Consider the following 15,591-nt stretch of genomic DNA (forward strand, 5'->3'; position numbering starts at 1 on the left):
CCGAGCCTCGACGATCCTCATCCTCAGATGCCCGGCGGGCGAGGCTCGAAGGACGCACGACCGATCCGCTCTTCGGCAGGCATTCGCCCAAGGAAAGGGCAGGGGATAACATATCGGAAATTCCGATACCGACCTTCTGACAAATGAAATTGCGAAGGCGCGAATTCCTGTCACTCTGTTTCCAGGGACCATGCCGCCGCTAGAGAGCGGCCCCTGACAATGGGAGAATCGACATGAAGAAGCTTCTGCAGTCATGCACCGCGCTGACGCTCGCGTTCAGCGTTTCGGCCTCCGCCTTCGCCCAGGTCACGTCGATCGGCGACAGCGAGGGGCAGGTCAACATCGTCGCCTGGCCGGGCTATATCGAGCGCGGCGAGACCGTGAAGGAATTCGACTGGGTGACCAAGTTCGAGGAGGCCTCGGGCTGCAAGGTCAACGTCAAGACCGCCAACACCTCCGACGAGATGGTGGCACTGATGAACGAGGGCGGCTTCGACCTCGTGACCGCCTCCGGCGACGCCTCGCTGCGCCTGATCGCCGGCAAGCGGGTGCAGCCGGTCAACATCGACCTGATCCCGAGCTGGTCGGAGGTGGACGACCGCCTGAAGGACGCGCCCTGGCACACGGTCGACGGCGTGCATTACGGCGTGCCCTACATGTGGGGCCCGAACGTGCTGATGTACAACACCGAGGTCTTCAAGGACCAGGCGCCGACCTCGTGGAAGGTGGTGTTCGAGGAGATGGACCTGCCGGACGGCAAGACCAACAAGGGCCGCGTGCAGGCCTATGACGGCCCGATCCACGTCGCCGATGCGGCGCTGTACCTGATGACGCACAAGCCCGACCTCGGCATCACGAGCCCCTACGAGCTCAACGAGGACCAGTACAAGGCGGCGCTGGAGCTGCTGCGCGAGCAGCGCAAGCTTGTCGGCCGCTACTGGCACGACGCGTTCATCCAGATCGACGATTTCAAGAACGAAGGCGTGGTGGCGTCCGGCACCTGGCCGTTCCAGGTGAACCTGCTGAAGAGCGACAACCAGCCGGTGGCCTCGGTGTTTCCGGAAGAGGGCGTGACGGGCTGGGCCGACACGACCATGATGCATGTCGACGCGGCCAACCCCAACTGCGCCTACAAGTGGATGGAGCACACGCTGTCGTCGAACCTGCCGAGCGATCTCGGCGTGTGGTTCGGCGCCAACCCGCCCGTTCCCGCCGCCTGTACCGACGGCCGCGGCATGATGACCGCGGAAACCTGCACGACCAACGGTTTCGACAATTTCGAGAAGGTGCGGTTCTGGACGACGCCGGTGTCCAAATGCGAGAGCCAGGGTGAATGCGTGCCCTATTATCGCTGGGTGTCGGACTATATCGGCGTGATCGGCGGGCGCTGAGCGCCTTACCCTCCCCCTTGTGGGGAGGGTCGACGCGAAGCGGCGGGGTGGGGGTCTGGCGTGATCCTACCCCCACCCGCGCCTTCGGCGCGACCTCCCCACCAGGGGGAGGTGGGGCGTCGCGCCTCCATGCGAACCATGTCTGGCCTTTTCGAATGACCACAGCCGTTTCCTTCCAGTCCGTCTCGCGCCACTACAGCGCGGTGAAGGCCGTCGACCGGGTCGACCTCGACGTGCAGGCGGGCGAGTTCTTCGCCATGCTGGGGCCGTCCGGATCGGGCAAGACGACGTCGCTGCGGCTGATCGCCGGCTTCGAGCAGCCGACGGCCGGGCACATCGAGATTTTCGGCGAGACGGCCGAGGGCGTGCCGCCCTATCGCCGCAACGTCAACACCGTGTTCCAGGACTATGCGCTGTTTCCGCATCTCAACGTGCTCGACAATGTCGCCTACGGGCTGATGGTGCGCGGCGTGCCAAGGGCAGAACGGCACCGGGCGACCGAGGAGGTTCTGGCGATGGTGAAGCTGCCGGGCTATGGCGACCGGCGGCCGGGGCAACTGTCGGGCGGCCAGCGCCAGCGCGTGGCGCTGGCGCGCGCGCTGGTCAACCGGCCGAAGGTGCTTCTCCTCGACGAGCCGCTGGGCGCGCTCGATCTCAAGCTGCGCGAGCAGATGCAGGAGGAGCTGAAGTCGCTGCAGCGCCAACTCGGCATCACCTTCGTGTTCGTCACCCACGACCAGGGCGAGGCGCTGTCTATGGCCGATCGGGTCGCGGTGTTCAGCGATGGCCGGATCATGCAGGTGGGCACCCCGCAGGAGATCTACCAGCGGCCGGCATCGCGCTTCGTGGCCGATTTCGTCGGCTCGTCCAACGTGCTGCCGCCCGATTTCGTGCAGCGCTACAGCGGACAGAGGGGCTGGGGCAGCCTGCGCCCGGAATCGATCCGCATCCAGGCCGAGGCGGCCGGTGACGGCGTGCCGGCGCGCGTGGTGTCGAAGAGCTATCTCGGCGCCGCCACCCGCGTCGTGCTGGAGGCGGAAGGTCTCCGGATCAACGCCATCCTGCCAGCCGGCGCGCGACTGCCTGAGGACGGCGAGGCGGTGGTGCTGACCTTCAACCGCGAAAACATGCACGTCATGGAGGAGGGGTGATGGCGGCCGCCGCCCATTCCGCCATCCTGCCCCGCCGAGGAGGGATCGCCGGGGCGCTGTCGGACGCCTTCTGGCGGCATCCCGGATTTCTCCTGTTCCTCTTGCTGACGCCGCCGGTGCTGTGGCTCGGCATCATCTATCTCGGCTCGCTGTTTGCGCTGCTCGCGCAGAGCTTCTTTTCCATCGACGAGTTCTCCGGCCTCGTCCAGTACGAGTTCACGCTGAAGACCTATGGCGAGCTGTTCAAGGCCCAGAACCTCGACATCATCCTGCGCACGGTCATGATGGCGGCAATCGTGACGCTGGCCGCGGCCGCGGTGGCCTTCCCGATCGCCTATTTCGCGGCACGCTACGCGCGCGGCAAGTGGAAGGCGTTCTTCTACCTCGCGGTCATGCTGCCGCTGTGGTCGAGCTATCTCGTCAAGGTATATGCCTGGAAGCTGATCCTGGCCAAGGAGGGCATCCTCAACTGGCTACTGGCCAAGATGCACCTGACCTGGCTGCTGGAGGCCTGGCTGTCGCTGCCGATCGTCGGCGGAAACTCGCTGTCGTTCAGCTACACCGGCACCTTCCTGGTCTTCCTCTACGTCTGGCTGCCCTTCATGATCCTGCCGTTGCAGGCGGCGCTGGAACGCGTGCCGGTCAACCTGGTCGAGGCGTCGTCCGATCTCGGCGCCGCCCCCGCGCAGACCTTTCGCAACGTGATCTTCCCGCTGGCGCTGCCCGGGCTAGTGGCGGGCTCGATCTTCACCTTCTCGCTGACTTTGGGCGACTACATCATCCCGCAGATCGTCGGCACATCGCGCCGCTTCATCGGGCAAGCAGTCTACATCCACCAGGGAACGGCGGGCAACATTCCGCTGGCGGCGGCCTTCACGGTCGTGCCGATCGTGGTGATGGGCTTCTATCTGTGGGGCGCCAAGCGACTGGGGGCGTTCAATGCGATGTGAGCTCTCATGGGGCGGAACCCCCGCACCTCACGCCTTCGGGACCCCCACGCTTTACCCTTGCGGTACCCCCACCCCTCACCCATCCCCACAAGGGGGAGGGGGACGTCGGCGTCACTGCTCCTGCCGTCGGCCTGTTGACCAGGCACGGCGATCGATATCCCCCTCCCCCTTGTGGGGATGGGTGAGGGGTGGGGGTACGGCGGTCGGGCAACGGGGAGGGCTCAGCCATGCGTGCTGACCGCAACCAGCGCGCGCCGCTGGCGCTGAAGATCGCGGCCACGGCCGGGCTGCTCTTCCTGCACCTGCCGATCCTTCTCATCTTCGTCTATGCCTTCACGACCGAGGACAAGAGCTATGCCTGGCCGCCGCCCGGCTTCACCACCAAATGGTTCGCCGTCACGTGGAACCGGCCCGACGTCTGGCAGGCGCTGACGCTTTCGGTGAAGGTCGCGTCGATCTCCACCGCCGTCGCGCTCGTGCTCGGCACGCTGTGCGCGGCCGCCGTCAGCCAGACGAAGTTCTTCGGCCGCGAGACGATTTCGCTTCTCGTCATCCTGCCGATCGCGCTGCCGGGCATCATCACCGGCATCGCGCTGCGCTCGGCCTTCTCGATCGCCGAGATCCCGTTCTCGACCTGGACGATCGTGCTCGGCCACGCGACCTTCTGCGTGGTGGTGGTCTACAACAACGCCGTCGCCCGTTTCCGGCGCACGTCGGCTTCGCTCGTCGAGGCGTCGATGGACCTCGGCGCCGACGGCTTCCAGACGTTCCGCTACGTGATCCTGCCCAACATCGGCACCGCGCTGCTGGCCGGGGGCATGCTCGCCTTCGCCCTGTCCTTCGACGAGGTCATCGTGACGACGTTCACGGCCGGGCAGCAGCAGACCCTGCCGATCTGGATGCTGGAGGAACTGGTGCGGCCGAGGCAGCGGCCGGTCACCAACGTCGTGGCGATGGTGGTGGTGCTGGTCACCTTCCTGCCGATCCTCGCCGCCTTCTACCTCACCCGCGATGGCGACCAGATCGCCGGGTCGGGGAAATGAAATCGGGGGCGAATGGGGAATAGGGAATGGCGAATGGTGATGCCGCTCGTTCCCGCCATTCGCCACTCGCCATCCGCTTCTCAGAACAGGGAGACAACGTCATGGATACCGCAATGCTGATCGGCTCGCGCTTCGAGGCCGGAACTGAGACCGAGGAGCCGATCCTCAACCCGCGCACGGGCGCGACGATCCTCAGCCTGGCCGAGGCCAACCAGGGCCAGATCGAGGCGGCCGTGGCCGCGGCCGACAAGGCCTTCGCGACATGGTCGCGCACCACGCCGGCGCAGCGCTCGGGCTACCTGCTCAAGATCGCCGACCGCATCGAGGCAGAGGCCGACGGCTTCGCCGCGCTCGAGGCGCTGAACTGCGGCAAGCCGATCAACGCGGTGAAGAACGACGAGATCCCGGCGATCGTCGACTGCTACCGTTTCTTCGCGGGCGCGGTGCGCTCCATGCCGGGCGCGGTGGCGGGCGAATATCTGCCGGGCTTCACCTCGATGATCCGGCGCGACCCGATCGGCATCGTCGCCTCGATCGCGCCATGGAACTATCCGCTGATGATGATGGCCTGGAAGCTGGCGCCCGCCATCGCCGGCGGCAACACGGTCGTCTTCAAGCCGTCGGAGCAGACGCCGCTGACGGCGCTGAAGCTGGCGCGCATCCTTGCCGAGGTGCTGCCCGAGGGCGTGGTCAACGTCGTGCTGGGGCGCGGGGAAAGCGTCGGCAACGCGCTGATCAACCATCCCAAGGTCAACATGATCTCGATCACCGGCGACATCGCGACCGGCAAGAAGGTTCTGCAGGCGGCCGCCAAGTCGGTCAAGCGCACGCATCTGGAACTCGGCGGCAAGGCGCCGGTGATCGTGTTCGACGACGCCGACCTCGACGCGGTCGTCGGCGGCCTGCGGGCCTTCGGCTTCTACAATGCCGGCCAGGACTGCACGGCCGCCTGCCGCATCTATGCCGGCGAGAAGGTCTACGAGAAGCTGGTGGCCGACCTGTCGTCGGCCGTCTCCACCATCGCCTACGGGCAGGAGGACGACACGGTCAACGAGATCGGGCCGCTGATCTCGAAGCGCCAGCGCGACCGCGTGTCGTCCTTCGTCGAGCGGGCGTCGGAACTGAACCACATCGAGATCACCACCGGCGGCAAGCCGGGCGAGGGCGGCGGCTTCTACTACCAGCCGACCGTGGTGGCCGGGGCGCTGCAATCCGACGAGATCGTGCGGCGCGAGGTGTTCGGGCCGGTCGTCTCGGTGACGCGTTTCTCGGACGTCGACGAGGCGGTGACCTGGGCCAACGACAGCGACTACGGCCTGGCCTCGTCGGTGTGGACGAAGGACGTGGGACGCGCGATGGCGACGGCGTCGCGGCTCCAGTACGGCTGCACCTGGATCAACACCCATTTCATGCTGACCAACGAGATGCCGCATGGCGGGCTGAAGCAGTCCGGCTACGGCAAGGACATGTCGCTCTACGCGCTGGAGGACTACACGGCGGTGCGCCACGTCATGGTGGCACACGGGTAGCGGCAAGCTTCTCGTCAGGCGAATGCGCTTCGGCTTCTGCCGGAGCGCACTCGCTCGTCACGTCTCACCTATGGTGGAGTGCTTGGTAACGCCCCTCGCATGACCTATGTGTGGCGGCACAACGCGCGCATTCACGAGGGGGAACCAGGTGTCCGTCACGAAAGAAACCGTCATCGAGAAACTGCGGACGATCCCGGGTCCCGACGGGAGCGGCGACATCGTCTCGCTGGGTCTCGTGTCCGACATCTTCATCGCCGACGGCAAGGCGTTCTTCTCCATCACCGTTCCGGCAGCGCGTGCCCGCGAACTGGAACCGCTGCGCGAGACCGCGGAGCGCGCGGTGAAGTCCATTCCCGGCATCGTCGGCGCCATGGTGGCGCTGACGGCGGAGAAGAAGGGCGGGGGCATGGAACGAGCCCCCGCGCCGCCGCCGCTGCGCCCGGCGGCGCATTCCCACGGCCATTCGCATTCGCATGCGCCCAAACCCGCGCCCGCGCCCGCGCCGGCCTCGCGCCAGCCGGGCAAGCGCGGCGTGCCGGGTGTCGGCGCCATCATCGCGGTGGCTTCGGGCAAGGGCGGCGTGGGCAAGTCCACCACCGCGGTCAACCTCGCGCTCGGCCTCGCGACGTTCGGCATGAAGGTCGGCATCCTCGACGCCGACATCTACGGCCCCTCGCTGCCGCGCCTGCTCGGCCTTTCCGGCAAGCCCGAGACGGTGGATGGCAAGGTGCTGAAGCCGATGGAGCGCTATGGGCTCAAGGTCATGTCGATGGGTTTCCTCGTGGAAGAGGAAACGCCGATGATCTGGCGCGGGCCGATGGTGATGTCGGCGCTCACCCAGATGCTGCGCGAGGTGGCCTGGGGCGGCCTCGACGTGCTGGTGGTCGACATGCCGCCCGGCACCGGCGACGCGCAATTGACCATGGCGCAGCAGGTGCCGCTGGCCGGCGCCGTCATCGTCTCGACCCCGCAGGACCTGGCGCTGATCGACGCGCGCAAGGGGCTGAACATGTTCAAGAAGGTCGACGTGCCGCTGCTCGGCATCGTCGAGAACATGAGCTACTTCGTGGCGCCGGACACCGGCACGCGCTACGACATCTTCGGCCATGGCGGCGCGCGCAAGGAGGCGGAGCGCCTCGGCGTGCCTTTCCTCGGCGAGGTGCCGCTGGAAATGGCGATCCGCGAGAGCTCCGACGCGGGGACGCCTGTCGTGGTGTCGCAGCCCGAGGGGCCGCATGCCAAGGTCTACCGTGACATTGCGGCGAAGGTGATCGACCAGCTGGAGGCCGGCAAGGGCAGCGGCGAAGGGCCGGCGATCATCTTCGAATAGGGTCGTTCACGCCGAAACGGATCCCTTTCGCAGCGAAGAACCGCTTCACGAGTACCGGATGGACCGGCCGGGCCCCAAGAGGGACCCGGCTCTGCATGCCCATGCGAAGTTGCCGCCGGTCCACCCGTTTTAGTGGAAACCGCGCCGTACATTTGTTAAGACGATCAGACATCTTGCGAACGGGATGGCGAGGATCGACCGCCGGCCTGACGCAAGGTGAGTTGATGGAGCGGCGGTTCATCTTCCTGCACTGTATGACGGGTACGGATCGTCAGGCAGGGAGCCGGTCCTCCGAAGGAGATGGGGCAATTCATGGCCGGCCCGCGCTACACGCGGCAGGTGGCGACGATCATTTCAATCGATGCGGTGGGCTTCTCCCGCCTGATGGGAATCGACGACGAAGCGACCGTTGCGACGTTCGAGCAGATGAAGGAAGTCATCGGCGTCTGCTGCGCGGATCATGGCGGGCATCTCTTTGGCACCGCCGGCGACAGCATGATGGCGGAGTTCGGCGCGCCGGTGGAAGCCCTGCTGGCGGCACTGGATTTTCAGGACCGTATTCGCCACCACAACGAGGCGATCCCGAGGGAACGCCGGATGTCCTTCAGGGCGGGCGTCAACACCGGCAACGTGATCGTTCGCGACGAGCGCCGTTATGGCGACGACGTCAACATTGCCGCCCGGCTGCAGGAAATCGCGCCCGAAGGCGGGGTCGTGATTTCCGAGACGACCTGGCATCACGTGCGCGACCGCGCGGCGGCGCGCTTCACAGATCTCGGCGTCCAGACGTTCCACAACATCCTGTTGCCAATCCGCGCCTACCGTGTGGAACGTGGAGCGTCCGTTCCGGCTGAAGCGCAGGACGTGGCGGCACCGTTCTCCTTCTTCCGAGCCGACGGCAAGGGGGGCCCCCCCGCCATCGCCGTGCTGCCGCTGCGCAGCGAGCCGGACGATCCGGAGACGCGCTACATCGGCGAGGGCATTGCCGAGGACATCATCGCCGGTCTCTCCAACGTTCGCTGGCTGCCGGTGATCGCGGTCAATTCAAGCCGCCAGTTCAAGGATGCCGCCGTGACGCCCGAGGCGGCGGGCAAGGCACTTGGCGCCCGCTACGTGGTGACCGGGACGTTGACGCGCGATGCCGGCCGGCTGCGGGTGCGGGTGATGCTCGACGACGCGTCGACCAACCACAACATCTGGTCGCGCCGCTTCGATCGCGAGATGACCGACATGTTCGACATGCAGGGCGAGATCGGCAGCGAAATCGTCGCAACGCTGGAGAAGGAAGTCGACCGCATCGAGCAGGCCCGGACCTTCCGCGTGCCGTGGGAGAGCCTGGAGAACTGGCAGTTGGTGCGGCGCGGCCGCTGGCACATGCAGCGGCGGACACGCGAGGACACCGAGCAGGCGCTGGAGTTCTTCCTGGCCGCCTTCGAGCGCGATCCGAACTCGTCCACCGTGCTCGACGAACTGGCCTGGTGGTACTTCTGGCGCTCCTGGTTGAACTTCGGCGGGAATGGCGAGTATCGCGAGGACCTCGAGCGAGTGGTGGAATACTCCCGCAAGGCGCTCTACGTCGACAGCCAGGATGCGCGCCCGCATGCCTATCTGGGCATCGCCGACATCATGTCGGGCCGACCCGCCAGCGCGCTGGAACATCTGTCGGAGGCGCTGCGGATCAACCCCAGCTTCGCCTTCGCCAGATCCGCAATGGGTAGCGCCTACAACCTGCTTGGCGAGGCAGGGCGGGCGATACCCCTGTTCCAGGGCGCCGACCGTCTTAGCCCTTTCGATCTCTACCGGTTCCACAATCTCGGCGAACTCGCTTCTGCCCAGTGCCTGGCCGGGGACTGGGCAGGGGCTGCCGCGACGGCCGAGCGGTCGCTGTCGCTGGCGCCGTCCTACTGGTATGCGCGCTTCCTCAAGATCGGCGCGCTGGCGCGGACGGAGCGCTGTGTCGAGGCGCGTGCCGAACGGGCCATCCTGCTGGCGCAGGATGCCAGCTTCCATGTCCAGAAGGTCGAGTGGATCCCCTTCGTCGACAAGTCGCTGAACCGCCAGCTCATCGACGCCTATCTGGGCGCGGAATAGAGCGCCAACCATCCGCAATGTGAAGCGCATCACTTACAGTGGCGTGCGCAGCGATTTATCTGCAACCTGCGAGTATGCGGGGACGGCATGGTGCAGACGAAATATTATGACGGGATCGGCAAGGCCCAGGCCGAGCAGCAGCCGGTCGAGCAGTTGCCGCCGTTCGATCCGGAGCGCCTGCGCACGCGGGGCCTCGCCGGCCGTCTCGTCGGGCTGGCGGTGGAGAACCCTCGATGGTGGCTTTCGCTCCTTCGACGCTGGTGGCCCAGCCCCAAGATCGGCAATTTCGTGCTGGTGACCCGCGCGGCCGACGTGCGCGAGGTGTTCGAGCGCCAGGACGTCTTCCACACACCCTTCGGCCCCGAAATGACGGAAATGGCGAAGGGCCACAACTTCATCCTCGGCATGCAGGATGGCGCGGCCTATCGCAAATTAAAGTCGCCGATCCTTTCGGCCTTTCCGCCAGACGAGGTCGAGCGCCGGGTGCGTCCGATCGCGCGCCGCCATGCGGCCGCCATCCTGCGAACGGCCACGCCCGGTTTCGACGCCGTGGGCGAGTTGCTCAAGATGGTGCCGGTGCGGGTCTGCCGCGACTATTTCGGCATGGCGATCGACGATGACGAGGCGTTCTCCGACTGGTCCATCGCGCTGTCGACGCTGTTCTTTGCTGATCCGGCGGGGAACGCCGACACGCGGGAACTCGCCGTTACGGCTGCCCACCACATGCTTGGCGCGATCGATCGCTCGATCGAGCGGGCGCAGCGCGGCGAGATTGCCGCCGACACGCCGCTCGCCCGCCTCGTTCTCCTCCACGAGCAACGGCCGGACGTGATCTCCATCGAGGAGATCCGTTCGGTGATGATGGGCATGATCTCCGGCTTCGCCCCGACCAACCTTCTGGCGGCGGGTAACTGCCTCGACGTCGTGCTGTCGAAACCAGAGGCCCGCGCGGCCGTGGTGAAGGCGGTGAAGTCGGGCGACGATGCCGAACTCGACCGCGCGATCCTGGAGGCCATGCGCTTCAAGCCGATCTTCATCGGTCCGTTCCGCTATGCCGCCACGGATGCGGTGATCGCGCGCGGCACCTCGCGGGAGCGGTTCGTTCCCAAGGGCGCGACCGTCATGCCGTCGATCCTGTCGGCCATGTTCGACGCCGAGGCGGTGGTCGATCCCGAACGGTATGTGACCGATCGCTCCTGTCGCGACTACATGGTCTACGGCCACGGCATCCATTGGTGCATCGGTTCGGCGATCGCGCGGGTTCAGATCGCGGAGTGTTTCCGGGCGCTGTTCGAGCGTCCGGGATTGCGGCGGGCCGAGGGCCGCGCCGGGCGATTGTCCCGGCGCGGTGCCTTCCCCGAGCGGCTGTGCGTCACCTACGACACCGACGAGATGTCCAGGACCGTTGGACACGCCTTCGTCACGATCGCCGCGCCTGTCGCGTCCAGCGTCGATGCGGCGTCGCTGCGTGCCGAAATCGCGCGGCTCGGCAATCCGGCCCGCGGCGGCATCGAAGCTGCGTTCGACGATACGAGGGCGGTGCATTTCGCAAGCCTTTCGGTGATCGGCAGCGCCGACCCACGCGCCGAGAAACGCGGTGATCGCTTCGACATCGTGCTGGAGTTCTCCGCCGACGGCAGCGAGGCCGAAGCGATCGGGCTCGTGGCCGACAAGGCCGGACCCTTCCTGCGAACCGTCTTCGAAAAGGCCGGGGCGCTTTCGCCGGGACGCGACCTTGCCACGTTCATGCAGGAGCACAGCGTGCGGGTCGGCCCCGGGTTCGCCACCCGCGCCGGGCTCGTGTTCACCGGCACGCCGGGCCACGGTGTCGCTCGGATCAAGGCCGAGGCATGCCTCGAGGTCGAGTTGCGCCGAGCGCTGGCCGATCTGCCGCCCGATCCAGCGGAGAGCGCCCTGGCGCGTATCGAGCGGCTTCGCCAGTCGCTCGCCGACCGCGGCGGCTATGACTGGGCATTTCAGCCTGCGCCGCATGGGCTCGAGGGCCCGACGCGACCGCTGGCGGCGGCCGTCGCCGGCTGGCTGTCGTCGGGCTGGGTCGCGGGCGGCATCGCCGGCGTGCTCGCGCTTCTGACCGTGGTCTATGCCCGCTTCGCCTTTGCCGGCGCGCAGGCGGTCGGCGGGGCGCTCGTCGGCTGGGCCGCCGCCCTGTCGCTGGCGCTGCTGACGATGATCTTCCTGGTCGGCGGGGTGGCGGGCTTCGGCTACTGGCGCCTGCGCCGGGCCGAAGAGCAGGACGTCGAGAAGGGTGCGCCCTTGTCCCCCGAGCGTTTCGCGCCGATCGCCGCCGGCGAGAACCATGTCGCTCAGAACCACCTGGCCGCGGTCTCGGTGATGAAGCCCGGCTGGCTGCGCCGGCTGACGCTGCGGCTGACCTTCCTGGCGATCAAGATCGCAGCAACGCGCGCCTTCGAGCCCGGCCGGCTGTCCGACATCGGCTCGATCCACTATGCGCGCTGGGTGCTCCTGCCGGGAACCGACAAGCTGCTGTTCTTCAGCAATTACGGCGGCAGCTGGGAGAGCTATCTCGAGGATTTCATCACCAAGGCGCATGCCGGCCTGACCGGCGTGTGGAGCAACACGGTCGGCTTTCCGCGAACCCGCAACCTGTTCCAGGCTGGCGCGACCGACGGCGCCCTGTTCAAGCTGTGGGCGCGCGAACAGCAAATCCCGACGCTGTTCTGGTACTCGGCCTATCCGGAACTGACGACGTTCCACATTCGCCGCAACGCCGCGATCCGCAATGCCATCGCCGGCGCCCGGTCGGAAACCGAAGCCGCGGCCTTGCTGGCGAGCTTCGGCTCCGTGCCGGCGGCGGCGAGCGCGCTCGAAACCGCCGAAATCCAGTCGATCGCCTTTGGCGGCATGGGCCGGCTGTCTGCGGCGGAGATGATTGCGCTGCGTCTGCCTGAGAACCTGCCGGCGGCCGAACGGGCGCAGTGGCTCGACATGCTGCTTGCGCGGGCGAGCTTCGGTGCGAGCCTGCCCGAACACGAGGCGATGACGGTGGCTTTCAGCGCCGACGGCCTGCGCAAGCTGGGGCTTGCCGACGACGGCGTCGTGGGCCTGCCCACCGTGTTCCGGCGCGGCATGGCTGCGCCCGGCCAGGAACGGGTGCTGGGCGACGTCGGCGAAAACGCGTCGGCAAACTGGGCCTGGGGCGCGGGCGACACGGAAGCAGACGTCGTGCTCGTCTGCTATGCGACGGACGAGCGCATCACGGGCATGACGGCGTCTGTGGTCGCTGCCTCCGAGGTCGCCGGCATGCGGGTGATCCACCGCCTGCCGCTGATCATCAAGACCGACGAAGCCGGCCAGGCGATCGAGCATTTCGGCTATCGAGACGGCATTTCCCAACCCGTCATCGAGGGAACGCCCAAGGCACGGACGCGCACCGATCCGCAGCACCGGGTCGCTGCGGGCGAGTTCCTGCTCGGCTATCCGGACCAGACCGGCAAGGCCCCGCCTGCCATCGCCGTGCCGGGCGGTTTCGATCGCGAACGGTGCCTCAACCTCCTGACCGTCCCGCCTCTCGGCGGGGAAGGGCGCGACTGGCACGATTTCGGCCGGAATGGCTCGTTCCTCGTCGTTCGTCAGCTCGTCCAGCATGTCGACCGCTTCGAAACCTTCTGCAGCGATGCCGCGGCCAGGCTGGGGGCGGAGGCGATCGGCGGCCGCTCGGCCGACGAGTGGGTCGGCGCCAAGATGTTCGGACGGTGGAAGGATGGCGCGTCGCTGGTGCGCCACCCGGTCCGGCGCGACGCGGAGGCGTCGGATGGGCGGCGGCGCGATGTGGCCGACAATGCCTTCCTTTACGAACGCGACGATCCGCAAGGGCTCGCCTGCCCGCTCGGCGCCCATGCGCGCCGGTCCAATCCGCGCGATTCGCTGGGCAAGAATCCGCAAGCGCAGATCGAGCTGTCCAAGCGACATCGTCTTTTGAGGATCAGCCGCGCCTTCGAACAAGGCAACCAGAAGGGGATTCTCTTCATGTGCATGAACGCCGACATCGAGCGGCAGTTCGAGTTCGTGCAGCAGACATGGGTGATGAATCCCAGCTTCCAGACGCTGCATGGCGAGCAGGACCCGATCGTCGGTCACCCCTCGGGCGGCGGGGTGTTTACCGTGCCTACCCCGCACGGACCGTTGATTTTGCAGGGGCTTCAGGCGTTCGTCACGCTGCAGGGCGGTGGCTATTTCTTCATGCCGGGGCGGCGGGCGCTTCGCTATCTGCGCTCGCGGGCGGCGGTGGCGGAGCCCATCGATACGCGGGTCGATGCGGAATGGCGGCCGAACGCGGCTTTTTCCGATGGCGATCTTACAGGCTGCCCGGCGAAGTAGCAGCCTTCGCCCCATGATTGCACGACGACCCCGTCAGCTGAAAAATGCTTGCCAATTCAAATTGTTTTGATCTTGTTGCTGCGCATCTTTAGGCAATTGTTCAGCTTTTCGCATCACCTGTTTTCCCCGTAGCGTCCTGCTGTCCACCATGGCTGCGCGGACGGTCGAGACAAGATTCCGACGACATTTTTCGTCGGCATTTCAGGGGACGGAAATGGGATTTTTCACGGCTGGAGCCCGGTCAAAAGCCGGAAAGATCGAAAACGCGGAGCTCGAGGCGAAAGTCGCGGCGATCATGCGTTCCCAGGCCGTCATCGAATTCACCCTCGATGGAACCATCCTGGCGGCGAACGAAAACTTCCTGGCGACGCTCGGCTATACCGAGGCAGAAATCGTCGGCAAGCGCCATTCGATGTTCGTCGACAAGGACTTTGCAGCGAGCGCCGAGTACAAGGCGTTCTGGGAGCGTCTGCGCTCGGGCGAGTTCTTTTCCGACAAGTTTCGGCGTGTCGGCAAGGGCGGCCGGGAGATCTGGATCCAGGCGTCCTATAACCCGCTCTTCGATGCGGCGGGGAAACCCTACAAGGTGATCAAGTTCGCGGCGGACGTTTCCGAAATCGAGTTCGAGCGGCGCCGCAACGAGGAAGAGCGGGCATCGCGCGCCCGCGAACAGCAGAAGGTGGTTGAAGCCCTTGCCGGCGGATTGCGAAATCTTGCCGCGGGAAATCTGGTCAACGGCATCTCCGAGCATCTGCCGACAGAGTACGAAGCCCTCCGACTGGATTTCAACCGCGCCGTCGATGCCTTGCGCAGCACCCTCGGATCGATCGCCGACAGCGCCGAAACCGTGCGCAGCGGCACGAGCGAGATCATGCGTGCATCGGACGACCTGTCGAAGCGCACGGAGCAGAATGCCGCGAGCCTCGAGGAGACTGCCGCGGCCCTTACCGAACTGACCGAGACCGTCCGCCAGACCGCCGAAGGCGCGCGCAAAGCCGACCAGACCGTATCCTCGACGCGGTCGGATGCCGAAAAGAGCGGCGAGATCGTTCGCGAAGCGATCACCGCCATGGAGCAGATCGAAAAATCGTCCTCGCAAATCAGCCAGATCATCGGCGTGATCGACGAGATCGCGTTCCAGACCAACCTGCTGGCGCTGAATGCGGGCGTGGAGGCCGCGCGGGCCGGCGATGCCGGGCGCGGTTTTGCGGTCGTGGCCCAGGAGGTGCGAGCACTCGCCCAGCGCTCGGCGGAGGCAGCCAAGGAAATCAAGGCCCTGATCTCGACATCAGCCGCGCATGTCGACAGTGGCGTCACGCTGGTGGGCAACACGAGGGATGCGCTGCTGCGCATCGTTTCGGCCTTCGGTGGCATCAGCCAGCTGGTCAGCGCCATGGCGGCGTCGGCCGAGGCGCAGTCGACCGGCATCGCGCAGATCAACGTCGCCATCGGCCACATGGACCAGTCGACCCAGCAGAACGCGGCGATGGTGGAGCAGTCGACCGCCGCGGCGGTTTCGCTCGGACGCGAGGCCGAGGCCATGGCCGAACTGGTGGGACGCTTCGAGATCGGCGCCAGCCGTCCAGTCGCCCCGGCGTCCCGGCACGGCAATGTCCGCACCCTCCATCCGGCGCCCTCTCGGGCGGCCCATGCGCCGCGACCGAGCCATGCGGCCGGCCGGTCCGCCGCCGCGCGCAAGGTAGAACCCGCAGCGGAGGCCGACGGCTGGGAAGAGTTCTGATACACC

The 15,591-nt window shown here is 66.7% G+C and carries 9 protein-coding genes; all 9 read left to right on the forward strand.

Annotated features, from left to right (window positions below):
* Positions 1-233: 233 nt before the first annotated feature.
* The 9 genes from EJC49_RS06905 to EJC49_RS06945 all read left to right on the forward strand — a co-directional run bounded on the left by EJC49_RS06905 (position 234) and on the right by EJC49_RS06945 (position 15,585).
* Entirely contained in the window at positions 234-1,391 is a 1,158-nt protein-coding gene (locus EJC49_RS06905) for an ABC transporter substrate-binding protein (protein WP_126698727.1), read from the forward strand.
* A 155-nt stretch (positions 1,392-1,546) separates the two neighbouring features.
* Entirely contained in the window at positions 1,547-2,542 is a 996-nt protein-coding gene (locus EJC49_RS06910) for an ABC transporter ATP-binding protein (RefSeq protein ID WP_126698728.1), read from the forward strand.
* Complete coding sequence (locus EJC49_RS06915; protein WP_126698729.1) at positions 2,542-3,492, forward strand: ABC transporter permease; 951 nt, start codon at positions 2,542-2,544, stop codon at positions 3,490-3,492. Before EJC49_RS06910 ends, EJC49_RS06915 begins: the two co-directional genes overlap by 1 nt.
* A 227-nt stretch (positions 3,493-3,719) precedes the next feature.
* The gene (locus EJC49_RS06920) at positions 3,720-4,535 is read left to right on the forward strand and encodes an ABC transporter permease (protein WP_126698730.1); all 816 of its coding nucleotides are present in this window, start codon (positions 3,720-3,722) and stop codon (positions 4,533-4,535) included.
* Positions 4,536-4,636: 101 nt separating this feature from the next.
* Positions 4,637-6,064, forward strand: coding sequence for a gamma-aminobutyraldehyde dehydrogenase (locus EJC49_RS06925; protein ID WP_126698731.1), 1,428 nt, complete (start codon positions 4,637-4,639; stop codon positions 6,062-6,064).
* Between the two features lie 106 nt (positions 6,065-6,170).
* Positions 6,171-7,394 carry an Mrp/NBP35 family ATP-binding protein gene (locus EJC49_RS06930; RefSeq protein ID WP_245453303.1) on the forward strand — a complete coding sequence of 408 codons (1,224 nt, stop codon included), beginning with the start codon at positions 6,171-6,173 and terminating at the stop codon, positions 7,392-7,394.
* A gap of 312 nt (positions 7,395-7,706) precedes the next feature.
* Positions 7,707-9,485 carry an adenylate/guanylate cyclase domain-containing protein gene (locus EJC49_RS06935; RefSeq protein WP_126698733.1) on the forward strand — a complete coding sequence of 593 codons (1,779 nt, stop codon included), beginning with the start codon at positions 7,707-7,709 and terminating at the stop codon, positions 9,483-9,485.
* Between the two features lie 87 nt (positions 9,486-9,572).
* Positions 9,573-13,844, forward strand: a complete 4,272-nt coding sequence (locus tag EJC49_RS06940) for a cytochrome P450 (protein ID WP_126698734.1) — start codon at positions 9,573-9,575, stop codon at positions 13,842-13,844.
* 214 nt (positions 13,845-14,058) lie between these two features.
* Entirely contained in the window at positions 14,059-15,585 is a 1,527-nt protein-coding gene (locus tag EJC49_RS06945; protein ID WP_126698735.1) for a methyl-accepting chemotaxis protein, read from the forward strand.
* Positions 15,586-15,591: the final 6 nt, after the last annotated feature.

Origin of the sequence: Aquibium carbonis (assembly GCF_003970795.1) — a bacterium.
In the GTDB taxonomy this organism is placed as follows: Bacteria; Pseudomonadota; Alphaproteobacteria; order Rhizobiales; family Rhizobiaceae; genus Aquibium; species Aquibium carbonis.